A 22,640-nucleotide genomic window follows, 5' to 3' on the forward strand; every position below is an offset into this window, starting at 1 on the left:
TCAGCCGGCCTTCCGGACCGGCGCCCGGTGTGCGGCGTCGTACGCCTCGAGGATCCGCTTGGGCACCATCCCGGCGTCGGCGACCTGGTGGCCGTTCTCGCGCGCCCACGCCCGTACGGCGGCGAGCTCCTCGCGGGTGCGGCCGCTGCCCAGGCCCGCCCGGATCGGGGTGGGCGCGGAGGCGGCCGCCGTGGTGGTGCGGGTGCCGGCCTTGACGGTGCGCAGCTCCTCCTGCGCCTTCTCCAGTTCGGCGCGGGCCTTGGCGACCTTCTCCTCCGCCTCGCGCTGCGCGGCCTCGCTGTTGCGGCGCTCGGACAGCTCGGAGAGGTCGGCGGTGATGCGGGCGGCGCGGCTGCGGACCGAGGCGGTCGGGTGCGCGGCCGCCCAGTCGATCAGCTCCTGGAGCGCGTTGGAGACGGGCAGCGCGACGACGGGGACGTCGATGGCCGACGCGTCGGCGGCCGCGCGGGGCAGTCCGAGGACCTGGTCGGCGATGAGGTCGCTGAGCTCGGTCTCGCTCAGGCCGGTGGCCTCGCGGATCGCCTGCTCGGAGTCGCCGTTGTTGTGCATGGAGATCGCCATGGCCTCGAACGCGGAGAGGGCCGGGGCGGGGGCGGGGGTGTTCGTCATGGTGGGTGCGTCTCCGGTTTCCGGGATGAGGGGGAGCAGGGCGGTGAGGGTGTCGGTGTCGGTGGGCAGCCCGAGGACGTCCAGGAGCAGCCCGAGGTCGTCCTTGTCGCGGGAGCGGCGGGCGGTGACCCGGGCCGCGGCGGCGAGCTGCTGCGCCGGGTTCGGGTCCAGGGGCAGCGACTCGGCTTCGAGGGCCTCGGTCCAGTCGGTGAACATCACGCGGCCTTGCCGCTGGCGACCAGCGCCAGCACGCGCAGGTTCGACGCCGCGCGCTGGGGGGTGATCGGTTCCTTCCAGCGGTTGTACGGCGCGGGCCGGGTGGGGATGGACTCCAGCTCCAGGCGGGCGAGGGCGAGTTCGCGGGCGGTCGGGGGCACGGCGCGAGCCGCGCGCGCCCGCTCCCTGCGGAGCCGGTCCTGTTCGGCGACCACGCCGACCCAGTCCTCACCGAGCCGGGCCACGAGCTGTTTGCGCAGCTGCGTGCGGTCGCGCTTGGTGGTCGCCGCCCACACGCCGGTCTTCGTCAGGGCGGGGTTGGCCAGCGCCCACTTCAGGCAGTCCTTGACGATCGGGCAGCCGGAGCAGGCGTGCTTGGCCTTGGCGAGCGCCTTCTCGCGGGCGCGGGGGTCCTGGTCGGTGTTGGGGATGTCCTCGATCTGGAATAGGGCCGGGCTCGTACGGCAGCGCAGAGTCTGGTCGGTGTCGGGGAAGGGGATCCGGTCGTCAGCGAGAACGATGGCCGGCGCGTTGGCGACGCCGGTGCGGTTGCCGCTCATGAGGTGGCCTCCGGAGCGAGGTGGGGGAACTGGAGGAGGACCTGGTCCACGAGGTCCTGCGGCGGGCGCCACGGCCCGAGCTGCCCGTGCAGCCACGGGATGGGCAGCGCGAGCTCCTGGACGTCGGCGAGGACCAGGTGGAACGCGTCGGCCTGCGCCCACTTCGAGCACGGGGCGGTACCGGCGGCGTCCTGGTGGCAGTCGGTGAGGCGGGCGACGCCGATGACGGCCCGGGTGGGCAGGGCGCGGCCGCGGATCGCGGTGGCGACCAGCGGGTCACGCATCGGGGCCCGCTCGGTGGCCTGCCCGGCGTGCAGCAGCAGCCAGCCGCGCCAGGACCAGGGAGCCGGGCGGTTCTCCACGTCCTTCCCGGCGAGAATGCAGCTCGTCCAGGGCTGGCGGATCGTGATGCCCCGGATCCAGGTGCCCGGGTCGACGGCGGTGGACTCGCTCATGCCGCCCGCCCCAGGGAGTTGGTGCCCGGCCGTCCGGCGCGGCGGCCGTTGATGGACGGGACCGTGGCGTGCTGCGGCCCGGCGAGGACCGCCCGGCCGGTGTGCTTGCCCGCGTACATCGCGGCGTCGGCGGCCCGCTGGAGCACGGACAGGTCCGTCGTGCCGAGGACGTCGGGGGAGGCCGCGCCGATCGACGCGGCGACGTCGACCAGGACGCCGTCCTCGACCTCCACCGGCTGCGCGAGCAGGGTGACGAGCTGGGCGAGACGGAGTTCGCGGCGGGCCGGGCCGATCCGGACCGCGACGGCGAACTCATCGCCCCCGAGCCTGCCGACCGCCCCGCGGCTGCCCGCCCAGGCGGTGAGCCGGGTCGCGGTGGCGGCCAGGACGCGGTCGCCGGCGGCGTGCCCGCCGGGCCCGTCGTTGATCTGCTTGAAGTGGTCCAGGTCCACCAGGACGACCAGGGCGGCGTCGCCGTACCGGTCGGTGATCTGCCGGGCCTTGGCCGTGTATCCGTCGCGTCCGAGCAGCCCGGTGAGCGGGTCGCGGCGGGCGGCGGCGAGCTTGCGGTGCAGGCTGACCGCGTGCACGGTCCAGCCGGTCAGCGGCACGGCGAGCGTGGTGATGAGCAGGGCGCGATTTCCCGAAGGGGCCTGTACGCGCGCGGTGGAGGCCATACTGGTCTCTCCCTCTCGTCTTGTACGGGATGGGTGGCCCGAGGCAGGCGACGGTTTCCAGACCTGGTGCGCCTGCCTCGGGGCGTATCTACAGCTCGTAGGGCGTTTTGCGGGTCCAGTCGTTCGGGTTGGACCAGCGGCCGGCCTTCGCCGCCGCCCAGTCCAGCTCCCAGCCGTCGCGGACCCCGCGCGCTCCCCAGCCGCCGTCCTGCTGCCAGGGGACCTCGAGCCCGGCCTGCCGCGCGGCGAACGCGGCGTCGTAGACCTGGTGGGCGCGGGTCAGGGCCTCGTCGACCGAGGTCGCCTTGCCGGTGAAGACGTGCACGCCGTGCAGCGTCCGGTCGGGGGTGTGTATGGGGACGTCGACCTCGTAGAACTCCGTTCGCTGCATGGCTGCCGCTCCTTCCTGTCGCTGGTCGTGGCGGAACACCGCGACCGCCCCGGCCGGTGAAGCCGGGGCGGCACGGAGGAACGCCGCGTCCACGCGGACGAGGTCAGCGCCTCACGGCCTCCGCGACGATCTCGGCGTGGTCGAACGCGAGGTCGGGGAGGGCGGCCAGGGGCCACCATCGGGCGGCGGTGGCGTCGTCCCCGGCGGTCGGTTCGACCAGCTCGGGCAGGGTGGCGGTGTAGGCGACGCTGACGTACCGGCCGCGCGGGTCACGGCCGACGGCGTCGAAGGCACCGACCTGCCGGAGGTCGGCGGTGGGGACGGTGATGCCGGTCTCCTCCTCCAGCTCGCGCGCGGAGGCGTCCAGGCTGCTCTCGCCCTTGTCCACGTGTCCGCCGGGCAGCGCCCACCGGGACTTGAACGGGTCCCAGCCCCGCTCGATCAGAAGGACGTGCCGGTCGGCGAACAGGACCACGTCGGCGGTGTAGCGGATCGTCTCGTCGGTAGTGTCGGTGATCACCAGATGTCTCCTGGTCTCGAAGAGGGTGGAGCAGGCCGCCCCGGGCGGGGTGGCCTGGAGGGAGTGCGGGGCGGTCAGGCCGGGACGGGGGCCGGGGTGTCGAGCCCGGTACCGAGCAGCAGGCCGCGGATCGACTGCTCGTACTCGCCGTTGCGGATCCGGTCGAACATGAGCTGACCGGCGACCAGGCAGCGGGCCCGCAGGCGGATCGCGGCCAGTGCCTCGGGGTCGGCGCCGGCGTCGGTCGCGGCCTGGGCGGCGGCGGTGTCGGCGAGCTGGTCGGCCGCCTTGAGGCCGGCCTCCCGCCGGGAGTACTGCGCCCGGTAGTGCGCCCACCAGTCCAGGGCGTGGGTGTCGTTCACCCGCTCGTTCCACGCGGCGTAGGTACGGCGCGTGCCCTCGGGGTCGGCGGCCCACTCCGTGGCCCACTGCCGGGCGAGGTCGGGCAGCTGGGCGATGACGGCCAGGGTCTGCGCGCCGCGGTGCCCGAACGCCTTCCAGGCGTCGGTCTCCTCGACGACGCGGATCTGCTGGGACATCAGCCAGTACGGGTAGAAGTCCCCGCCCCAGTTGCCGGTCTCACCGAGCGGCTCCACGATCCAGAGCCGGACCGGCCAGCCCTCCTCGATGCGCTCCAGGATCTCGCCGGGCCGGGTGTACATGTGGAAGTACGAGAACGGCTTGTCCGTGTACCACTTCTGGCCGGGGCTGGGGTGGTCGATGACCTGGCCGATGTGGTCGGCGAGGTTCACGGTCGGGATGGTCTCGCCCAGGCCGCTGTAGTAGCGGGCGAGGTAGTTGTCGGTGGGCGGGACGGTGCCGTCAGGCCGGGTCGCCATGTAGTGGACGACGGGCCGGGCGCTGCGTGCCATGAGGATTCCTCCAGGTCGGGACGTGCGGTGGGTGGGTTCAGAGCCGTCCGGCGGTGCTGGCGGGGGCCGGGCCGCGCAGTTCGTCCACGCGCGTGGCGGACTGCTCGGTCAGCTGGGCGAGGTGGGTGATGCGGCCGGCCTTGTCGGCGACGGGCTCGCCGCGGATGAGGCCGGCGGCGAACTGTGCGGTGAGCCGGGCCAACTCCTGGGCGCGCTGGGCGAGCTGGTCCAGCTCCCGGCCGACGGGGTCGGGGTGTGGGGCGACGGGCTCGGGCAGCGGCTGGTCGACCAGCCTGCGTACGACGACACCGAGGGCGTCGGCGACAGCGTCCAGGTCGCCGTCGGCGAGCCAGGCGTCGATGTCGTCGTGGCCCGCCAGGTCGGGGGTGTACTTCGCGTGGCACCGCCGGTCGGGAGCGGCCAGGGACGCGGTGGTGAAGATGATCCGGCTGTTCTTGCGGTCCGGGTAGACGGTGAGGGCGAGGTCGGCGGCGGTGCGGGTGAAGTTCACCGGCCAGTTGGGGGCGCTGGGCGCACTCCACTGGCTTCCGACGATCTGCCCGACGATCGCGATGAAGCGTTCGGGGGCGTGCGCGGCAGGACGGGGCACGGGGCCTCCTTGCAGGGTCGACGGCTGACGGGGCACCGCGCCGTCCCGGCCGGGGTCGGGGCGGGGCGGCACGGTGCGCGGTCAGGCGGCGGCGTTCTGCGCGGCGGTGGCGGCGGCGGCCTCTTCACGGGCGGCGGCTTCGGCCTTCCGGTTCTGCTGGATGACCTTGCCGACGATCTGCCCGGTGACCTTCGCGGCTTCGGTCTCCATCTCGGCTTCGACCCGGTACAGGCTGCGGGCCTTGCCCTTGGACAGGACGTGGGTGCCCATCTCGTGCCGGGTCAGGGCGATACGCCGCTCCAGCGCGCCCTTGCGGGTCAGCTGGTCGATCTCCACGAACGCCCAGACCAGCGTCGCGCCGATCTCGCGAGGGCGGCGTCGCAGCCGCTTGGCGTTGATCAGGACGCGGATCGTGTTCTTCGGGGCGATCACGGTCAGCGAGTACAGGTCGTTGGGCTTGGCGGTGACGCTGAGGAGCTTCTCCGCGTAGACCTTCTCCGGGATGCCCGCGGCTGCGCCCTGCGCCATGGCGGCGAGGGCGGGGATCTTCTTGGGGGAGGTGATCACCACCTCCACGGCGCTCAGCGGGCGGCGGCCGAAGTGCTCCTTCACCAGCTTCTGGGCGGTGGGCACGGTGTCGGCGATGTCGGCGGTCAGGCGGCGCGAGGTGAAGAGGCCGTCGCGGATGATCGAGATCTGGTTGGACGTGGACTTCGGCATCAGGGGCCTTCCGGCTCGGTCGGGTGGGCTGATTGGCCACCGCACCGCCCCGGCCGGGAAGGGCCGGGGCGGAACGGGTAGCCCGTCAGGCTTCGAGGGCCTTGAGGTGGTTGTCGAGTTCGGCGATCGTGTCCGCGACCGTGTCCTCGGTGTCGCCGGTCGCCGGGACGGCGGGGAGGCCGGCGGCGCGGGCGGCGAGGCGGTGGCGGATCTGCTCCATGCGGGTGATCGGCACCGGCTGGTCGCCGTCACCGGTCAGCAGCGTGAAGCGCGCCGCGTTGCGGCCGTACTCGTTCTTCTCGGTGCGGTAGTGCAGCCAGACGCCGGGGGCGAGGAAGAAGGACGCCGTGGCGTCCTCGTAGCCGCGCCACCGGTCCTCGGTCCGGAGGAAGCCGTCGCCCTGGTCGAGCTCCCATGCGTCGGAGGCGGCGCGGGAGGCGGCGTCGTTCTCGGTGGCGGTGGCGACCTGCGCCAGGCCCTCGGACAGGGTGGCCGGCGCGGCCGGGGCGGTGCGCCTGCGCGTGGTGGTCGGCTGGGCGGTGCTGCGGGCCTTGGTGAGCAGGCGGCGCAGCGGGGTCAGGAACAGCTCGGCCAGGGAGTTGACGGCGACGGCGGCCACGACCGCGACGCCGCCGGCGAAGGCCAGGCGCCAGTCGCCGGACCAGGTGTCGGGCGAGTAGGTGTAGCCCGCCCAGGCGCCGATGGCGCCGCCGATCACGACGGTGACCATGTCCAGGCCCTCGGTCGCGGCGTCGGCGACGGTGAGGGTGGCGCGGCGAACAGCTCGGTTCATGATGGTGGGGCTCCTTCTTCTGTCGGATGCGCTCTGGTGGGGGAGGGGGCGTTGCTCCGGGGCGGCCGGGTTCGATGCCTGCGGCCGCCCCGGGCGCTCAGCTGGCCGCGTGGAGCGCGGCGGTGGTGCGGACGGTGTCGGCGAGCAGCACGGTCAGCTCGTGGCCGTGGTCGACGGCGTCCTCCAGGCGCTCGATGAGCTCGCCGGGCAGGCCGCGGTTGCGGGCGCCGGCCAGGACGCCCTCGAGGTAGAGGACGTCGGCGAGGACGCGGCCGCGGACGTCCAGGACGCCGGGCTGCACGGCGAGGACGTCGTCGTTCTTCGCGGTCGCCAGGGCCGCGTGGTCGGCGGCCTCGGTGTACGCGGTCTCGGTCTGCTCGGTGAGCAGCGCGTCGACCTGCGTGGTGGTGCCGTAGGCGCGGCGCCAGCCGAAGCGGGCGGCGGCGGCCTCCATGAGGGAGCGGCGGGCGAGGGACACGGTGACCTCCGGGGGAGGGCCGGTCGTCCGGTCTCGGCTGACCGGGCGGACACCGCGTCGTCCCCGGCCGCCGTCGGGCGGCGGGCGGGGACGCGCGGAGAGCGCCGGTCAGTTCTCCGGGAGGCGGCGTGCGTAGTAGGAGACGTAGTCGCTGTACTCGCTGCGCTCGACGCGCATGATCTCCGGCTCGTCGACGACCAGCTGGTTGAGCACGGCCACGATCCAGTCGTTGGTGCGCTGGAGGGTGAGGCGGATCAGGTCCAGGTCGGACACCCACACCTGCGTGTCCCCGTCCCGGCGGCGGGACCTGCGGACCCAGGCGTGCAGCTGCTCGCGGACGGTGTCGTCGTCCGGGCGGGCGGGGATGTCGCGGGGAAGCGCCCGGCAGGTCGTGGCGTGCTCGTTGGCCACCGTCGCGGCGTCGGCGAGGCCGTAGCGCGTGTTGTAGGTGCGCTTCCCGTCCTTCGCGGTGGCGTAGTGGCAGCCGAGGCAGGCGACGGAGTAGTAGGTGCCGTGCGGGCCATCGTCGGTGGTGTAGACGAGGACGACCGCGTGCGCCTGGTTGTAGTACCGCTGGGCGATGGTGACGCCCTCGGGCTTCCAGGTCTCGCCGATCTCGGGCCACGGCTCGGGGGCCGGCGCTTCGACGGGCTCGGGGCGGCGGGCGAACAGGGCGAGGGACATGGTTACTGCTCCTTCTGGTCGGCCTGGGCGTGGATGCGGGCGGCGGTGCGGCGGGCGGCGGCGATCACGAACGGGATGGCGAGCGCGCCGGTGATGCTGGCGTAGCTGATGACGAAACTGGCGGCGGTGCTCACACCAGCACCCCGATCGCGGCGACGGTCAGCAGGGCGAGCGCGGCGAGGATGACGTCGACCGCGAGGGCCAGGCGGCGGAACTTGCGGACCGCGAGGATCGACAGCGCCTTGATGCGGGCGGGGCGGTGGTCCTGGTCCATCGCCTCCTGGAGCTCGTTCTCCTCCAGGTGCGCCCACTGCGGGAAGGTGCCCGGCGCGGGGCGGCCGGGCACGTTCAGGCAGGGCCGGACGACCAGGAGGAGTAAGACCGCCGCGGCGGCGAGGGCGAGGACGGCCAGGGCGCCGACGACCTTCGTGAAGACGGGCAGGTCCTTGTCGGCGACGCTGGCCAGACCCGCGAGGACCGCGCCGTCGAAGGCGAGCAGCAGGCTGGCCTTGCTGTCGGTGCGGGCGATCTCGCCGCTCACGGTGGTGCAGGCGGCGTCCAGGTTCCGGTCGCCGCTGATGGTGAGGGGGGCGGTGGTCACGTGCGACTCCCATCCGGGCCGGGCTGTCCGGCTCCCCGTCACCACCCGGCCCGCGTGTGCGGGGCGGGTGGATCAGGCAGCCGTCAGATCAGCGAGCCGGATGGTTGTGGTTGTGGTTGTGCAGGTGGATCAGCGGGCGCAGGGACAGGCCGCGCAGGGCGAAGAAGCTGCCGATCGTCCAGGCCAGGACCGCGAGGGCGGCGGCGACGGGGCGGCCGGCGGCGGGGGCGGCGTCCCACACCATGAACACCGAGCAGGCGCCGTGTGCCGTCCAGGTCAGCCGGGCGCCGACGGCGCCGGTGATCCAGGACAGGGCCAGGGAGACGATGCCGACGCCCTGCCAGATGACGAACGCGCTGGTCGCCGTCAGGGGCAGGCCGACCGTGTGCGCGCTCAGGTAGGCGTGGACGGGGTCGGCGACGGTGGCGGTCCACTGGGTGAACCACGCCCAGTCCTGGTGGTGGTACCAGTCGATGCCCTTGGGGATGCCCCACTTGAGGACGAGGACCAGGGCGACCAGGCCGACGACGCCGAACGCGACGATGACGCCGGGCGGGACGTCGTCGGCGGCCTTGATCGGGCGCGGCCGGGGCGGGGCCGGCCTGCGAGGCGGCGGGACACGCTGGCTGTCGTCGATGGTCTCCAGCGGCGGGACGCTGGGCTCGGGCTCGCGGGGCTTGTCGGGCTCGCTCACCGGGTTCTCCTTCACGGTGGTCGACGGCTGCGGGATGAGGTGGTGCGGTACGTGGGCGGGCCGGGCTCACCGACTCCCCTTCACCACCCGCCGGATGGGCGGGTGGATCAGGCAACCGGCAGACGCGGGAGAGGGATTCAGGCCGCGGCGGCGAGGTGCTCGCCGGGCGGGCGCATGTAGCTGCCGGGCGCGGCCGGGGTGCCGTCGTAGCACTCCAAACACGACCCGAGGGTGCGCAGAGGCAGGCAGTGGTAGTACCGCCTCGAACAGGTCGGGCAGGTCTGCCGGGCCGCCATCGCCTTGTCGAGCGCGAGCTCCTTGGCGAAGGTCATCGGCCGTATCGGCTTGGCCTTCTTGATCTCGTACAGCCACGCCTTGCGCTTGCCGCCCCGGCATTCGATGACGGCGACCGGGTCCTGGCCGCCGGGCCGTAAGCGCCGCTCCCGCAGCTGCCGCCGGGTGGCGAGCCCTTGGGGGGCTTGCCTCCAGCGGTAGACGGGGAGGGCGCCGGTGGGGTCGGCGTAGACGTCGACGTCCCGGACGGCCGGCGGGGACGCGGGTTCAGCGGCGGCGGCCACGGTTGTGCCCGCGGCCGGTGTGGACCTGGACCTTGGCGCGGCCGCGGGCGTTGACGTTGATCGAGCGGCCGCTGCCGGGGCCGGTGACGAGCATCTTGAGCAGGACGAAGCCGACCAGGGCGACGCCCGCGATGATGGCGAGCGCCTTGGCGAGCTCGAGGATGGCGGCGGCCAGGAAGTAGACGCCGACCCCGGCGATGCCGACGATGAACGCGACCAGCGCGGCCTTCACCAGGAGCGGGGAGACGTAGGGCTGCGGGGCCGGGGCGGGCGGCGGCATGTAGTAGGCGACCGGGTGGCCGTTCGGGCCCGGCATCATCACGACACCGTCCAGGCCGGCGGTCGGCGGGTAGACGACCGCGCCCTGGGGGAGCGGGACGACGTGCTGCCCGTACTGCGGGGCGGGCGGCTGCCCGTACTGGGGCGGCAGCGGCGTCGGGTAGTAGGTGGGCTGGGGCTGCTCGCCGTGAGACGGCATGATGGGTCCTCTCCTCGATGGGGAGCCCGGACGGATCGCTGGCGTGTGAGGTCCGGGGGAGGCTTCGGCCTCTTCACCGGCCCCCGAGGTGGCTACAACATCTCGGGGGCCAGTGGAGCCGTCGAAGCGCGCGTCAGTCGGTGAGCTGGCGCCACCGCGTGGGCAGCAGCGCGTCCCGGCGCAGCAGGATCGTGGGCGGGTGCTCGGGGCCGGCCTTGGGGAGCAGGGCGACCGGCTCGGTGCCCAGGTGGGTGAAGTCGAACTCGAAGTCCGTGTCCACGGTGTCCTCTTCCTCTTCTTCGGGCCGGTGGGTCATGCCGCACCGGCGCTGTCGCTGTCGTCGTCCTCGAAGACGTCCAGGGCGTCGGCGATGACCGACTCCTCGAATCCGTCCTCTTCCGCGAGGCGGCGCTTGGCGGCGCGGACGCGGTCTCCGACCCACGTCTCGCCCTTGCCGTACTGGTTTCCGAGGCGCTCCAGGTCCGGCGCGATGCCGGACAGCGAGCACTTCGCGATGTACCGCTCGGCTTCGTCACGCTGCTTCTCGCGCACTTCGCGAGGGATCCGGCCGCCGTTTTCCGAGGCGGTCAGGGCGGGCACCGCGCTGAGCGCGACCCCACTTTCCGAGGAGCGGCCCGCAGAAATCGAGGCGCGGGCTCCTGCACTTTCCGAGGTTCCGCGAGCCTTGGCGGCGGCCCGCTCCAGGGCGCGCTGACGCTTCAGCTTCTCGGCTTCCTCCAGGGCGCGGGCCTCAGCCTCAGCCCTGATCCGCTCAGCCTCAGCGGCGGCTTCGGCCTCCTTGCGCAGCGCCTCCGCCTGGGCTTCGGCTTCCTTGCGCAGCGCCTCTGCCTGCGCTTCTGCCTTAACGATCTCGGCCTGGCGGGCGGCCTCACGGTCCCGCTCGGCCTGCTCCCGCTCCCACTCCTCACGGCGGCGGCGGTCCTCGATCTCGGCCTCGGCCTTGCGGCGGTTCGCCTCGATTTCTGCGGTGCGCTCGGTCAGGGCGAGCCGCTCGCGTTCTGCCTCGATTTCTGCGCGACGGGTACGGTCGGCCGCCTCGATTTCTGCCTGCCGCCGCTCGTTTTCGAGCCTCGCGATTTCCTCGCGTTCGCGCCGGGCGGCCTCGCGTTCTGCCGCCTCGCGCTTCGCGGCAGCCTCGCGTTCCGCCTCCTCGCGCTTCGCAGCGGCCTCGCGTTCTGCCTCCTCGCGGGCTCGCTTTTCGGCGGCCTCGCGTTCCGCGACCTTCGCGCTCTCGAACCGCGCGATGATCGCGGTCAGTTCGCCGCGCCGCCGGGTCGCGTACTTGCGGTAGCCGGTAGCAGCTTCCGCGAGCAGGATCAGCAGCGCGGGGGCGACGGAGTGGAGCAGGATGCCGCCCGCGTCCGGCTTCTGCGGGACGAAGTGGAAGTGGCCGTCCGGGTAGAGCGACGTCCAGCAGTTCATCACCCAGGTGGAGAGGCCGGCGGTCCAGCGCAGCAGGAACGGCCAGCCGCCGGGCTTGTAGTCACCGCCGTGCTCCGCGAGGACACCGTCGACGTACAGGACGGTGATCAGGGCGAGGCTGGCCAGCGGGTCCAGCATCCAGGCGATGAACCAGGGGATCTCGTGGGAGATGCCGAACAGGGTCACATTCACACAAGTGAAGATCAAAGCGCCGCCCCCGAGGGTGAGCAGCGCCTTGGTGACCATGGCCAGGACCTCGTCCAGCTTGGCGATGGACTTCCGGGCCTTGGCGGCGTCTGCCTCGCTGACCGGAGGGGGCGGGAGAGGGGTCTTGGGCGGCCCGGCCTGCTTCGGCCGGGGCACGGTCGGGGCGCTCATTCTGGCTACCTTCCGTAGTGTGCGGGGGGAGTGTGCGGCGCACACTGCACAGGGTGCAAACCGGGATCAATCACCTGTGTGCGGGCCTGCACACTGGAAAGTCCCTAGGGGGAGGGAGGGGCCGCACAGTGCGGTGTGCGCTGTGCGGCCCCTCCCGGGGTCGGTTACTGTCAGTTGCCGTTTTCGAGCGGGGAACGGATCAGGTCGTACGATCCGTAGCCCTCCTCGGACTCGTCCTTGGCGATGACGCCGTCGTCCAGGAGCTGCTTCTTCAGGCGGTTCCACCAGTCGCGGGCGCCCTTCTTGTTGACCCGCATCCACAGGTCGTTGAGCTCCTTGGGCTCGAAGCTGTCTTTGCCTTCGCGCACCCAGGAATCCAGGCGAGCAAAGATGGCGGCCTTGGTGTCCTCGGGGGAGAGCTTGTCCTCGTCGGCCACCGCGCCGGGCAGCTGGAAGACCGGGGCGTCGTCGGCCGGCGCCTCGATCTCGGTCTCGACGCTGAGGTGGTCGTACGCGCCGGGCTCGGGGTCGGCCTCCAGGATCCGGCGCAGTTCCTCGTCCAAGTCCTCGGTCTCCTTCGCGAGCAGGTCCGGGTCGATCTCCACGTCCTCGTCCTCCTCGTACTCGTCGTCGGCGTCGTACTCGGAGGCCGGGTCCGCCGCCGGGGCGGCGGGGGCGGCCGACTGCTGGGGGAAGGCGCCGGATCCGTCGGCGTCGCCCTCCAGGAGCGGGGTGGTGTAGAAGGTGCGGTTCGTCCACAGCGCGCCGAACGCCTCAGCGGTCGTGGCGTCCATGGGCGTGCGCACGTTCACGCCCGCGGTGACGGCGGCCGCCAGGGTCGGGCGGTCGGCGTTGTAGGTGCGGGCGGTGACCGCCCAGCGGTCCTCGGGGATGCCCATCCCGGCCGCGTACAGGTAGCCGGGCTTCCTGTTCGCCCAGCCGGGGAAGGCGCCGGCGTCGATCGCCTCGGGCGGCAGGACGTACTGGGCCTCCGCGCCGTCGGACAGGCCGTAGGCCATACCGGCGGGGTGGTTGGAGCGCGCCGTGGTGTTCATCTGGTCGTGCGTGGCGCGCTGGATGGAGGAGAGGAACCAGCCGCCGGTGGAGCGCAGGGTGCGCAGCACCTTGGCGTACTCGTCGCCGTCGGCGAAGTCGGCGGCCTCCTCACCGATGATCACCAGGAAGTTCAGGCCGCAGCCCGGCTTCCACTTGGCCAGGCCCTTGGCGGCGAGGTAGTCGCCGCGGGCCTTGATGACGGTGTGCATCTGCTTGAAGAACCGGCGGGCGTCCTTCTCGTTGGTGATCACCATGTCGGCGGCGTGCCGGACGTGCCCGTAGTCCTGCATGAACTTCGAGCAGTTGATGACGATGACGGACACCTCGGTGCGGGTGGCGGCCTCGGTCACGATGATCGAGTTGCCGACCGTCTTGCCCGCGCCGTTGACGCCCTGGGCGACGCAGTGCTCGACGTTCTGCCCGCCTTCGACCTCCTGGAAGTCGTTGAGGACGCCGGGCAGGTTGAGCTTGAGCGTCTCGCCGTCCTCGTACCGACCGAGGCTGATCGGCAGGTCACCGAACCCGGCGCCGAACGCGCTCGGGCCGGGCCAGGCGAAGCCGTCCTTGAGGAGGTCGGCCACCTGGACCCGCATGGTGATCAGCGAGGCGTCGTCGTCGTCGACGGTGTGGGTGATGCGGCCCTGCCCGAGCTTGAGCGCGGAGGTCATGGCGGGGATACGGCGGGCGAACTCGTCCGCCGTAGCCCCGTCCTTCGCCTCGATCTTGGCGACGACCGTGCCCTTGCCGTTGGACTTGGCCTCCTGGAGCTCGTGCTTGGCCAGTCCGATCTCGGATTCGAGCTTGGCCCACTTGCCGCCGGCCTTCTCGCCCGAGCCCTTCTTGTACAGCGCCGACCAGAGGTGGTTGGCGATGCACAGGCCGGACCCGGCGAGCATCCAGGTGCCCATCGTGGCGCCGGACTCCAGGCCCACCACGGTGCCCAAGGTGACCCCGGCCGTGGTGGCGACGGCGTTGACCTGGTGGAGGTAGCGCACGTCCTTGTCGCGCTTGGCCTTGTGGTCCATGTGGTTGATGAACTTGGCCAGGGCCGCGCCGGTGCCGGCCAGACCGAGCGCGGCGAGCGCCAGGGAGGCCGGGGTGGTGGCGAGCAGCACGTGGGCGGTCTCGGCGACGATGCAGCCGCCGATGTTGATGCCCCACGGCCCGCCGTAGGTGACCCATGCCTTCCTCGAGGACTCCTGCTCCTCTTCGGTACGGGTGTCGATCTTCTTCGAACGGGAGGAGATACGGCGAGCCATCACGCTGCCCTTCCGGCCTCGCCCGGACGCCCGGCGGCGCCCTTGGGCTTGTCACCGATGGAGAATCCGGGCTTCTTCGAGCCCTTGCCCTCGCGCGCCTTCCGCTCAGCCTCGATCTCGGGCTGGATGAAGTGCTTGACGAAGGAGGCGTACATCTTCACGCCGCTCAGCCCGAGGACCTTCGCGGCGGACGCGCCGCCCTTGAGGTGGGCGGACACGAGCTTCGCGCGGATCTTGGACTGGGCACCGAAGGTCCACCACTTGCCCTTGTACTGGGCGAGGATGGCGCCGACCATGTCCGCGTCCATGCCGATCCGCATGTGGAGCTCCAGGCCGATCGCCCGCAGGATCCGGGCGTACTGGTAGAGGTCGCGGTCGCTCGTGAACTCGATCTTCTCCAGCTGCTTGATGAGCTCCGAGAGGTTCGAGCCGAGCTTCTCGCCGCTGTCGCTGCTGTCGCTCATGTCGGGGTGGGTTCCTTCCAGGTCGGGGGTCGTGCGGACGGGTCGGGGGCTGTCACCTCCCCGCGGGCCCGCACCTCGCGGTGCGGAGCCACGGGCAAGCGGCAAGGTCACTTGCTGGTGGCGGCGCTGTCGTTGGCGCTGGAGACCGCGGCGCCGATGCCGGTGCCGATGCCGTCGATCGCGTTCGAGAGCGGCGACGTCGCCAGGGCGTAGCCGCAGACCAGCGCGGCGATCAGGACGCCCGCTCGCATGTCGGCGCGCCAGAACAGCCAGGTGGCGCCACCGGCGAGCAGGAAGAGGGGCAGTGCAATCACGAGGTCCTCCAAGGACGGGGAGTCGGGGAAGTGCTCTCCAGCCACGAGGGCCGAACCGAGCTGAGGGGCGGGTGCTCCTTCGCTCTCCACCGCCACCGGACCGCGCAGGGGCGGGCCGGTGGCGACTGGGCAACGCAGGAAGCGCAGCGGGGTCAGCGGGCCAGGAGGACCGCGGCGATGACGATGAACGGCCCGGCCATGCCGAGCAGGTAGATGAACCGCATGTCGCCTTCTTCCAGGGGGAGTTGGATGGTCAGGCAGCGGAGCGGGCCCGGTTGCGGGCGGCGCGGCGCTTCATGGCGCGGCGCTCGTCCTCGGACAGGCCGCCCCAGACGCCGTCGTCCTGGCCGGCCTCCAGCGCCCACTGGAGGCACTGCTCCATGACCGGGCAGCGGCGGCAGACCGCCTTGGCCTCCTCGATCTGCAGGAGCGCCGGGCCGGTGTTGCCGATCGGGAAGAACAGCTCGGGGTCCTCTTCGCGGCAGACCGCGTTGTGTCGCCAGTCCACCGGGGTCACTTCCCCTGCCGGACGCGGCGCAGGGCCTCGTCCATGTCGGTGTCGGAGTCGCCGTTGTTCCGTGCGATGCTGATCTGCATCGGGGCCTCCATACAGGTCCTGGACAGCCCCGGGGGTCCGATCCCTGGGGCTGTCGCCGTTGGTAGAGCCGGTGTCCACCGCGCTCTCCACCGCCCACCGAACGACCCGAAGGCCGGCGGTGGACGACTGGGCAGCGCGGGGCTGCGAAGTGCTTGGGGTGTTGCGGTGCACGGCCTGCTGCCTTCCGCGCTGACCACCTTTCGACCGGGAGGTGGAGTGCCCGCGACCACTGGCTCACCCGCCGGGTCGTGCGATGTTCCGCTTACCGGCTGGGGGCTGTCGTCGCGCTACCGCCGCAAGGTTCTGCGGGGGAGGGTGATCGCTCGGCCCACGCGGCAGCCGAAACAGACCGTGGTCTGCCTTGCTGCCGCTCCGTGGCACGAAGAAGGGTCGCTCTCACTTCCCCGCCTCGTACCGCCGTTCACGGTGACCGGGATTCTGGCTCCGGTCGTGCCCTTCTGACGCATCCGACAGCCCCGCAAGGACTGGAGTCCGGTCACCCTTGCCACAACACCCGGCCAGTTGCCTGGTCAGGGGCGGTAGTCGTCACCCGGCGTAGCGTCTTCGGTTTTCAAGGAACGGTCACTCCCCGGTCCGGCCGCGACGCCAGTCGCAACGTGGCCTTCTCCGGGGGCTAGGCGGTCGGTGAATCTGGCCGCTTCGACCGCCGCCACTCAAGGTGGCGACGATGGGAGCCGTCAGAGCCGGAGGGACTTGGTCAGGCCGCGAGCGGCAGGGGCGCCGCGGCGGCCGGCCGCGTGATGCGCAGCTGCGCGGCGTAGGGGAGGAGCACGTCGACCAGGCGCTCGCGCACCAGCTCGGTGGCGGTCGGGTCGGTGGCGAGGATGTCGCGGGCGGCGAGCATCCGGTTCTCGCGGGCCTCGATCGCGGCGACGGCGGCGGTGATGTCCAGGCCGTCCAGCCGCTCGTGGGGAAGGGCGCCGGCCTCGAACATCTCCAGCGGCATCCCGAAGGCGACGTCCAGGTCCAGGCCGCCGAACTCGGGGAGCGGCACCTCCACCGCCTCCAGGAGGGCGAGCGTCTCAGCGTCGAAGTTCTCGGTGGCGAGGCTGGCGGTGGGGCGGCTGGTGGTGTTCATGGGGTGGTGCTCCCTTCGAGTTCGGGCTGTACGTGATCCCAGGAAGTGGCAGGTGGGGGCCTTTGCCGCCCCGCTCACCTTGTCGGCATAGCTAACTTAGCTGATAGAGTCGGGGGCGTGTCAAGCACTTGATTGAGGAAGCTATGGAAGCTAGCTAAGGCGAGGGGGTCGACCTACGATGTCGCTCATGAGCAACGAGGCCGTTCAGCCGTACCAGCGAATCGTTCAGGATGTCCGCGACAAGATCCGCTCCGGCCGCTGGACCGCCGGGACGAAACTGCCGAGCATCGGCGAGCTGGCAGAGGAGTACGGCGTCGCGGCCGGCACCGTCCAGCGAGCCCTGACCGAGCTGCGCACGGCTGGGCTCATCTACTCGCACCAGGGGCGCGGCTCCTTCGTCACGGAGACCGCCTCCGAGTCCAGCGAGGACTCGACTGCCCGCGCTCTCCGAGCACTTGAGGAGCAGGTCGCCGACCTCGCCGCACGACTCGAAAGGATCGAGAAGGGCCGAAGCGACTGACGTCCTTCCTCGCGTCCCGTTGCGCATGTTCGTCCCTCCCTGGCCGGTCCAACTTCGTTAGCAAAGTTGTAGGCCCGACCACGGAGCTGGTTCTAGGTCTGACATGTGTCCAGCGCCTGGACACACCGATAGGAGACATGGAGGGGGATCAGCGTGGGGCAGAAGCCGAACGTTCTGACCCCGGAGGCATCGCCCCTGGACCGCTTCGGCTACACGGTTCGGGACCTCCGCGAGCGGCGCGGCCTCAGCCTGCGAGGGCTTGCGGAAGCCACCTTCTGCTCGTACTCCAAGCTGTGGAAATGGGAAAACGCGAAGCGCGCTCCGAAGTACCGCTCCGAGGTCGAAGAGCTGGACCGCGTACTCAACGCCCAGGGCCTGCTGATCGAGTTGTGGGAGCGCATCGGCGCGGATGATTCCCCGCGGGGCCATGTGTCCGTTTCAGGGCTCCATGTGTCCGAATCATCGGTGGACCTGGCCATGGCCGCATCCCAGCGGGCAACGTCGGACGATGAGGGGATCTTTGTCCCCGCTCGTCTACGGGATGGATCGGTGGTTTTCGTGGCGCTGGATCGACGCGCGATGCTGCGTGGCGGGATGGGGCTCGGCGCAGCTGCTGCGCTGGGCGCGGGGACGCCGGCGGCCGCCAGCTCTCTGCCGGGGCTGACACGGCCTGCCCGATCGGCTTCCGCCTACAGCGGTACGCCGGTGGAGCACTTCCAGCGTGCGCGTCGTCTGCTGATCGACAGCGACAACCTCCTCGGCCCCGGCCGAGCCGTCGCGGCCGCGCGTCAGCACATCGAGGACATCAAGCAGCTGCGCCAGGACGCAAAGGGCGCTGATCGCCACGCCCTCATGGAGCTCCAGACCCAGTACGCGGAATTCGCCTCCTGGCTCTACCAGGACCTGGGCGACTTCGACAGCGCGCAGTTCTGGCTCGACCGGGCGTTCCAGTGGAGCCACACCGTCGGGGACGGTGACCTGACCTCGTACGTGATGGCCCGCAAGGCACAGCTCGCCGGCGAGATGCGCGACCTGGTCGACGTCGTCGACCTCGCCGAAGCCGCGCAGCGCATGGCCCGGCCCCGCAGCCGACTGGCCGCCGTCGCCCGGACCTACGAGTCGTACGGGCACGCGCTGCGCGGTGAGTCGACCGACAGCGAGCGCGCGATCGACGACGTACGCAACGCTCTCGATCGCGTCTCCGGAGACACGACCCCCTGGGGTGTGTGGCTGAACGAGCAGTACGTGGAGGTGCACCGCGCGCAGGGCCTGGAGGTGCTGGGCAAGCACGCGGAGGCCGCAGAGGTCTTCACCAGCGCCATCAAGGCACTGCCCGACGGCTACCACCGCGACCGCGGCGTCTACATGGCTCGGGCCGCCGTTGCCCACGCCGGTGCCGGCGCGCCCGACCAGGCCGCCGCAGTCGGCCTCCAGGCCCTGACCATCGCCAACGACACGGGCTCGGGCCGGATCGTCCGGGAGCTCGCGCGTCTCGACAAGGCGCTGGTGCCCTGGCAGCGCCAGCCCGAGGTCGCAGAGTTCCGCGCGCACTTCGACGGCACACTCGCCCACGAATCCTGAGCAGAACGGATCACACCACCTATGACCACGCGTCCGTACGTCATCCTCTCCGCCGCCATGTCGGTCGACGGCTACCTGGACGACGCCAGCCCCGAGCGGCTGCGCCTGTCCAACGCGGCCGACTTCGACCGCGTCGACCAGGTCCGCGCGGAGTCCGACGCCATCCTGATCGGCGCGACGACCATGCGGAAGGACAACCCGCGCCTCCTGGTCAACAGCGAGGAACGCCGGGCTCAGCGCGTTGCCGAGGGCAAGCCGGCCTATCCGCTCAAGGTCACGGTCACCCGGACCGGAGACCTCTCCGCCGACCTCAACTTCTGGCACCACGGCGGCGAGAAGCTGGTCGTCACCGTCGACGACGCAGTGGAGAAGGTGCGCGCCACCCTCGGTGGCCTTGCCGACGTCGTCAGCGTCGGCCCGGAGCTCGACTGGGGCCTGGTCCTCGATGAGCTGGGGCGCCGTGGCGTCGGCCGGCTCATGGTGGAGGGCGGCGGCACCATCCACACCCAGCTCATGGCCGCGGACCTCGCCGACGAAGTGCACCTTGCCATCGCGCCCCTGCTGGTGGGTCAGCCGGAGGCGGCACGCTTCCTGGGCGCCGCCGACTACCCCGGCGGATCGACGGCCCGGATGAAGGTGCTGGAGATCCGGGCGATCGACGACGTCGTCTTCGTCCGCTACTCCCCGAAGGAGCGCACCGCCTGATGTACGCCCCCGACCGAGCCCAGGACCTGCGCTGGATACAGCGTGCGATCGACCTTGCCGCGCTGTGCCCTCCGGCCGCCGGCGCCTACTCGGTCGGGGCGGTCATCGTCGGCGAGGACGGCACCGAGCTGGCGTCCGGCTACTCCCGCGCGACCGGCCCCCGCGAGCACGCGGAGGAAGTCGCCCTCGCCCAACTCCCCCAGGGCGACCCGCGGCTCGCCGGGGCGACGATCTACAGCACGCTGGAGCCCTGCTCCCAGCGCAGCGCCTCCCGTACTCCCTGCGCGCGGCGGATCCTCGAGGCCGGCATCCCGCGCGTCGTCATCGCATGGCGCGAGCCGAGCCTGTTCGTCGACGACTGCGTCGGCTACGAGCAGCTGGTGGAGGCCGGAGTGGTTGTGGTGGAACTGCCCGAGTTGGCGGCGGCCGCGAAGGCGACCAACTCGCACCTGCCGGGCCTGGGCGAGGAAGGATCCCAGTGAACGTCTCGCCCCCCGCAGTAGCGCCGCGCCCCCACTGGAGATCAGATCGTGTATCTTTCGTAGTTACAACGATCATGGAAGGCGTGGCTATGTCCGACTCGGACCGCTCGCAGCGGGTGGACGCTCTGCTGAACGGCCTGCCCGAGGCTCTGCCGTCTCCGCGCGTGCGCGCGAAGCTGCGCCTCGCGGCCGGCCTCACTCAGCAGGACGTCGCGGACGCCGTGGGCGTGAAGAGGGTCGCGGTCACGCGCTGGGAGCTGGGTCAGACCAGCCCTCGGCGCCCGCACCGCGAGAACTACTTGCGTCTCCTCAAGGGCCTCGCGGAACGCTTCCCCGAGGCCGCGAAGGCGGATGAGGGCACGCCGACGCCAGCCTCGGATTCAAGGGGGTCGGGGTGACGTAGCCGCCACCGGCCGCGCGGCCACCTTGCGGACTGACAATCCGCTTCGGCCAGCGCGACCCTTCGCACCGACTGGGGCATGACACCTCAGTGCGGCTGCTCAGTTCCGGTTGACGCCGGTCCTGAGCTTCGGCTCATCGAGCCACTTCTCTCGCAAAACCCCGCCTTGACAAGCGGGTCGGCCCCTTTGACAAGGGCCTTCTTCACCAGCAAGACCCGGCCGCTGACAACGGTCGATGCCCTACCGATCCGCGGGGCCCTGTGACGGGGGCCCTGCGGTTCACCAGGAGCGGGAGGGGAGGAGAAATCTCCCCCCACCCAATCCAGGTCCGCCCGCTTCTCACGAAGGGGGCGGTCCCAACACATCCGCACATCTGGCCGTCCAGCCCCGAGGGGCTCGGTTCGGTTCAGCTATATGGAAGGTGGGTCGTTCTCATAGTGCCCGAAGTGGTGTCCCCCTGTCAGCTTGACCTTGTCCGTTTCATGCCGGTTCAGGCGCGGCGGTCGTCCCGTGTGACGGGATCGGCGTACGGTTCCTCCCCTCTTTTCCTGTTCGTACAGGAAGAGGGTCTTCCGGTAGGAAGCTACAAGCGCGGGGCTTTCGGAGCGGTCTCGCCGGGTCCGATCGCGACGCCGGCCGTCCGGCTCGTGCACCCGCTCGTCGACGTCGTCCACAACTCCGTCGACGGGAGCGTCCTCGAGGACGGCGTCCCGTGTGGCGGGACGCGATCTGAAGTTGTTGCCCGCCGTGCGGGAGCGCGGGGGGTGATCCGGGCTCCGCGGACTTTGTCCACAGGCCGACTCGTGCAGGGTCGTCGGATGGATCACGAAGCACGCGTTTTGCCTGCTGAGGGGGGTGTCCGCTTTGGCGTGTACACCAGCCTGATGACGACACAGGCGATCTCCATCGCACCGGCCGGGACGGTGGGCCGATGAGCAGCACGGCGGCACCGGCCGTCGCGCTGATTCCTGCCCCGCGTCCGTCGGTCGACGTCGACGCGGTCTCGGTGCTGCCCGCGACGCTGTACGTGCCGGAGGCGTCCCAGTGGCTGACGACGTCGACGGGCCGGATCGCGCTGGACGGCTACTCCTGGATGCAGGCGGTCCACTGGGTCGCCGGGTCCGGGCTGTACGAGCCGCGCCGCTACCGGTCGCACGGGCCGCGCTCGTTCGGGCCGACGACGGTGCGCGTCGCCCAGGAGCTCGCGGAGCTGTTCCCGTGCCGTCCGGGGATCGAGTACCTGGTGCGGCGCACCGGGCTGTCGGAGCGGTCGGTGGAGTACCACCTGGGGATGCTGCGGGAGGCCGGGCTGCTCGCGTACGTCGTGCGGGGCACCCGGGTCCGCGGTGCGGCCGCGCAGGCGTCGGAGTTCGCGCGGATGGTGCCGGTGGAGTTCGACGTGGCGCTGGGCGTCCGTACGGCCGGTGAGGGCACCGGGCGGCGGATGACCGGGATCGCGGAGGCCGGCCGGGAGCTGATGGCGGCGCTGGCCAAGAAGGCGGCCCGCAAGGCCCGTAAGCGGCGCGCGAAGTCGTCCTCGAAGGCCCCGTCGAAGGGTGCCCGGAAGGGTGCTGACCAGGGCGCTGTGACGGCTGTTTCGGATGAGGTCCGTTGCACCCCAATGGGGGGTAGTTCCCGCAGTGTTTCTTCTGCGGGAACTACTTCCTTCCCCCCTGAGAGCAAGCTCGCAAGCGGGCAGAGCAAGTCCCCCACCCCGAAGAAGGTCAAGCGCGGCCGCCGGAAGCTCAACAGCGTCGGGCGCCGTTTCCAGCTGGCCTCGGAGCTGATCCGCCAGGTGCCGTGGATGGGCCGCGCTGCGGTGCCCCGGATCGCCTGGATCCTCAAGGAGGTCTCGGACGCGGGCTGGACGGCCGACCAGGTGATCGCCTTCCTGGACTGCGGCGACGCCCCGGGCATCGTCCACCGGCCGTCCGGGTTCCTCGCCGGGCGGCTGAAGGGGGCGGTGGCGCTGTGGCCGACCGAGGAAGGCCGGGAGCGGGCCGTCCAGGCGTACCGGGACTCCCGCCGCGCGGAGAAGGCCCGCCACCAGGAGTGGGAGGGCGACTGGCAGGCCCCGCGCAGCATGGCGGTCCGTCGCATGGTCGCTGAGGCGTTCGCCCCGCAGGCGCAGCCCTCCGACCAGTACGAGTCGCTGCCCGAGCTGGGCGGTGTCGAGGACCTGAGCGAGCAGGACGTGGCGGACATGCGGGCCACGGGCTGGGGCGAGTTCATGGCGGGCGACACCACGCTCGTCATGAGCACCTACGACGCCCTCGGCCCGGCCGCCGCCGTGCACATCTTCGGCGCTGACCTGGTGCAGCGCGCCCGCAAGCTGGCGAGCGGCAGCTCGCTGATGAACATCGGACGCCGGTAGGAGGCCGTG

Annotated in this window: 30 protein-coding genes; 6 read left to right on the forward strand and 24 right to left on the reverse strand. The window is 71.6% G+C overall.

Annotated elements, in window-relative coordinates; genetic code table 11:
- The 24 genes from ACIP84_RS37810 to ACIP84_RS37925 all read right to left on the reverse strand — a co-directional run bounded on the left by ACIP84_RS37810 (nt 1) and on the right by ACIP84_RS37925 (nt 16,568).
- A complete protein-coding gene (locus ACIP84_RS37810; RefSeq protein WP_401804746.1) occupies nt 1–846 on the reverse strand; it encodes a histone-like nucleoid-structuring protein Lsr2 in 846 nt (281 codons plus the stop codon).
- Nucleotides 846–1,406 carry a WhiB family transcriptional regulator gene (locus ACIP84_RS37815; protein WP_401804749.1) on the reverse strand — a complete coding sequence of 187 codons (561 nt, stop codon included), beginning with the start codon at nt 1,404–1,406 and terminating at the stop codon, nt 846–848. The genes ACIP84_RS37810 and ACIP84_RS37815 overlap by 1 nt, the downstream gene beginning before the upstream one ends.
- Nucleotides 1,403–1,861: a hypothetical protein gene (locus ACIP84_RS37820; protein WP_401804752.1), complete on the reverse strand. Its 459-nt coding sequence runs from the start codon at nt 1,859–1,861 to the stop codon at nt 1,403–1,405. The genes ACIP84_RS37815 and ACIP84_RS37820 overlap by 4 nt, the downstream gene beginning before the upstream one ends.
- Nucleotides 1,858–2,538, reverse strand: a complete 681-nt coding sequence (locus ACIP84_RS37825; RefSeq protein WP_401804758.1) for a GGDEF domain-containing protein — start codon at nt 2,536–2,538, stop codon at nt 1,858–1,860. Before ACIP84_RS37825 ends, ACIP84_RS37820 begins: the two co-directional genes overlap by 4 nt.
- 88 nt (nt 2,539–2,626) lie before the next feature.
- Complete coding sequence (locus ACIP84_RS37830) at nt 2,627–2,929, reverse strand: hypothetical protein (RefSeq protein ID WP_401804761.1); 303 nt, start codon at nt 2,927–2,929, stop codon at nt 2,627–2,629.
- 103 nt (nt 2,930–3,032) lie between these two features.
- Nucleotides 3,033–3,449: an NUDIX domain-containing protein gene (locus ACIP84_RS37835; RefSeq protein ID WP_401804764.1), complete on the reverse strand. Its 417-nt coding sequence runs from the start codon at nt 3,447–3,449 to the stop codon at nt 3,033–3,035.
- Nucleotides 3,450–3,523: 74 nt separating this feature from the next.
- Nucleotides 3,524–4,321, reverse strand: a complete 798-nt coding sequence (locus ACIP84_RS37840) for a hypothetical protein (protein ID WP_401804767.1) — start codon at nt 4,319–4,321, stop codon at nt 3,524–3,526.
- 37 nt (nt 4,322–4,358) lie between these two features.
- Nucleotides 4,359–4,931 carry a hypothetical protein gene (locus ACIP84_RS37845; RefSeq protein ID WP_401804768.1) on the reverse strand — a complete coding sequence of 191 codons (573 nt, stop codon included), beginning with the start codon at nt 4,929–4,931 and terminating at the stop codon, nt 4,359–4,361.
- Between the two features lie 81 nt (nt 4,932–5,012).
- Nucleotides 5,013–5,651, reverse strand: a complete 639-nt coding sequence (locus tag ACIP84_RS37850) for a hypothetical protein (RefSeq protein ID WP_401804770.1) — start codon at nt 5,649–5,651, stop codon at nt 5,013–5,015.
- Nucleotides 5,652–5,736: 85 nt separating this feature from the next.
- A complete protein-coding gene (locus ACIP84_RS37855; RefSeq protein ID WP_401804772.1) occupies nt 5,737–6,444 on the reverse strand; it encodes a hypothetical protein in 708 nt (235 codons plus the stop codon).
- Nucleotides 6,445–6,541: 97 nt separating this feature from the next.
- A complete protein-coding gene (locus ACIP84_RS37860) occupies nt 6,542–6,922 on the reverse strand; it encodes a hypothetical protein (protein WP_401804774.1) in 381 nt (126 codons plus the stop codon).
- Nucleotides 6,923–7,030: 108 nt separating this feature from the next.
- On the reverse strand, nt 7,031–7,606 hold the full coding sequence (locus ACIP84_RS37865) for a hypothetical protein (RefSeq protein WP_401804777.1): 576 nt from the start codon (nt 7,604–7,606) through the stop codon (nt 7,031–7,033).
- Between the two features lie 2 nt (nt 7,607–7,608).
- On the reverse strand, nt 7,609–7,740 hold the full coding sequence (locus ACIP84_RS37870) for a hypothetical protein (protein ID WP_401804780.1): 132 nt from the start codon (nt 7,738–7,740) through the stop codon (nt 7,609–7,611).
- The gene (locus ACIP84_RS37875) at nt 7,737–8,207 is read right to left on the reverse strand and encodes a Pycsar system effector family protein (RefSeq protein ID WP_401804782.1); all 471 of its coding nucleotides are present in this window, start codon (nt 8,205–8,207) and stop codon (nt 7,737–7,739) included. Before ACIP84_RS37875 ends, ACIP84_RS37870 begins: the two co-directional genes overlap by 4 nt.
- An 88-nt stretch (nt 8,208–8,295) precedes the next feature.
- Nucleotides 8,296–8,901 (reverse strand): hypothetical protein, encoded by a 606-nt coding sequence (locus ACIP84_RS37880; protein ID WP_401804785.1) that lies wholly within the window; start codon nt 8,899–8,901, stop codon nt 8,296–8,298.
- 137 nt (nt 8,902–9,038) lie between these two features.
- Complete coding sequence (locus ACIP84_RS37885; RefSeq protein WP_401804787.1) at nt 9,039–9,479, reverse strand: RRQRL motif-containing zinc-binding protein; 441 nt, start codon at nt 9,477–9,479, stop codon at nt 9,039–9,041.
- Complete coding sequence (locus tag ACIP84_RS37890) at nt 9,463–9,957, reverse strand: hypothetical protein (protein ID WP_401804790.1); 495 nt, start codon at nt 9,955–9,957, stop codon at nt 9,463–9,465. The genes ACIP84_RS37885 and ACIP84_RS37890 overlap by 17 nt, the downstream gene beginning before the upstream one ends.
- A 133-nt stretch (nt 9,958–10,090) precedes the next feature.
- Nucleotides 10,091–10,237 carry a hypothetical protein gene (locus ACIP84_RS37895; protein ID WP_401804793.1) on the reverse strand — a complete coding sequence of 49 codons (147 nt, stop codon included), beginning with the start codon at nt 10,235–10,237 and terminating at the stop codon, nt 10,091–10,093.
- A gap of 32 nt (nt 10,238–10,269) precedes the next feature.
- The gene (locus ACIP84_RS37900) at nt 10,270–11,778 is read right to left on the reverse strand and encodes a hypothetical protein (RefSeq protein ID WP_401804796.1); all 1,509 of its coding nucleotides are present in this window, start codon (nt 11,776–11,778) and stop codon (nt 10,270–10,272) included.
- A gap of 170 nt (nt 11,779–11,948) precedes the next feature.
- Nucleotides 11,949–14,093 carry a hypothetical protein gene (locus ACIP84_RS37905; protein ID WP_401804799.1) on the reverse strand — a complete coding sequence of 715 codons (2,145 nt, stop codon included), beginning with the start codon at nt 14,091–14,093 and terminating at the stop codon, nt 11,949–11,951.
- On the reverse strand, nt 14,093–14,557 hold the full coding sequence (locus ACIP84_RS37910; protein WP_358832341.1) for a hypothetical protein: 465 nt from the start codon (nt 14,555–14,557) through the stop codon (nt 14,093–14,095). Before ACIP84_RS37910 ends, ACIP84_RS37905 begins: the two co-directional genes overlap by 1 nt.
- Nucleotides 14,558–14,664: 107 nt before the next feature.
- Nucleotides 14,665–14,871, reverse strand: a complete 207-nt coding sequence (locus ACIP84_RS37915; RefSeq protein ID WP_401804802.1) for a hypothetical protein — start codon at nt 14,869–14,871, stop codon at nt 14,665–14,667.
- Between the two features lie 253 nt (nt 14,872–15,124).
- On the reverse strand, nt 15,125–15,379 hold the full coding sequence (locus tag ACIP84_RS37920; protein ID WP_391269383.1) for a WhiB family transcriptional regulator: 255 nt from the start codon (nt 15,377–15,379) through the stop codon (nt 15,125–15,127).
- Between the two features lie 808 nt (nt 15,380–16,187).
- Nucleotides 16,188–16,568, reverse strand: coding sequence for a hypothetical protein (locus ACIP84_RS37925; RefSeq protein WP_401804804.1), 381 nt, complete (start codon nt 16,566–16,568; stop codon nt 16,188–16,190).
- A gap of 187 nt (nt 16,569–16,755) precedes the next feature.
- Here ACIP84_RS37925 and ACIP84_RS37930 point away from each other — a divergent pair, with 187 nt between their 5' ends.
- The 6 genes from ACIP84_RS37930 to ACIP84_RS37955 all read left to right on the forward strand — a co-directional run bounded on the left by ACIP84_RS37930 (nt 16,756) and on the right by ACIP84_RS37955 (nt 22,631).
- Complete coding sequence (locus ACIP84_RS37930; protein WP_190175236.1) at nt 16,756–17,088, forward strand: GntR family transcriptional regulator; 333 nt, start codon at nt 16,756–16,758, stop codon at nt 17,086–17,088.
- A gap of 153 nt (nt 17,089–17,241) precedes the next feature.
- Nucleotides 17,242–18,669, forward strand: a complete 1,428-nt coding sequence (locus ACIP84_RS37935) for a helix-turn-helix domain-containing protein (protein WP_401804807.1) — start codon at nt 17,242–17,244, stop codon at nt 18,667–18,669.
- A gap of 21 nt (nt 18,670–18,690) precedes the next feature.
- Entirely contained in the window at nt 18,691–19,374 is a 684-nt protein-coding gene (locus tag ACIP84_RS37940) for a RibD family protein (RefSeq protein WP_401804809.1), read from the forward strand.
- Nucleotides 19,374–19,856 (forward strand): deaminase, encoded by a 483-nt coding sequence (locus ACIP84_RS37945; RefSeq protein ID WP_401804812.1) that lies wholly within the window; start codon nt 19,374–19,376, stop codon nt 19,854–19,856. Before ACIP84_RS37940 ends, ACIP84_RS37945 begins: the two co-directional genes overlap by 1 nt.
- 89 nt (nt 19,857–19,945) lie before the next feature.
- Nucleotides 19,946–20,254 carry a helix-turn-helix transcriptional regulator gene (locus ACIP84_RS37950; protein WP_401804854.1) on the forward strand — a complete coding sequence of 103 codons (309 nt, stop codon included), beginning with the start codon at nt 19,946–19,948 and terminating at the stop codon, nt 20,252–20,254.
- 934 nt (nt 20,255–21,188) lie between these two features.
- Nucleotides 21,189–22,631, forward strand: coding sequence for a winged helix-turn-helix domain-containing protein (locus ACIP84_RS37955; protein WP_401804815.1), 1,443 nt, complete (start codon nt 21,189–21,191; stop codon nt 22,629–22,631).
- Nucleotides 22,632–22,640: the final 9 nt, after the last annotated feature.

The sequence above is a fragment of the Streptomyces sp. NPDC088707 genome (assembly GCF_044752725.1).
GTDB lineage: Bacteria > Actinomycetota > Actinomycetes > Streptomycetales > Streptomycetaceae > Streptomyces.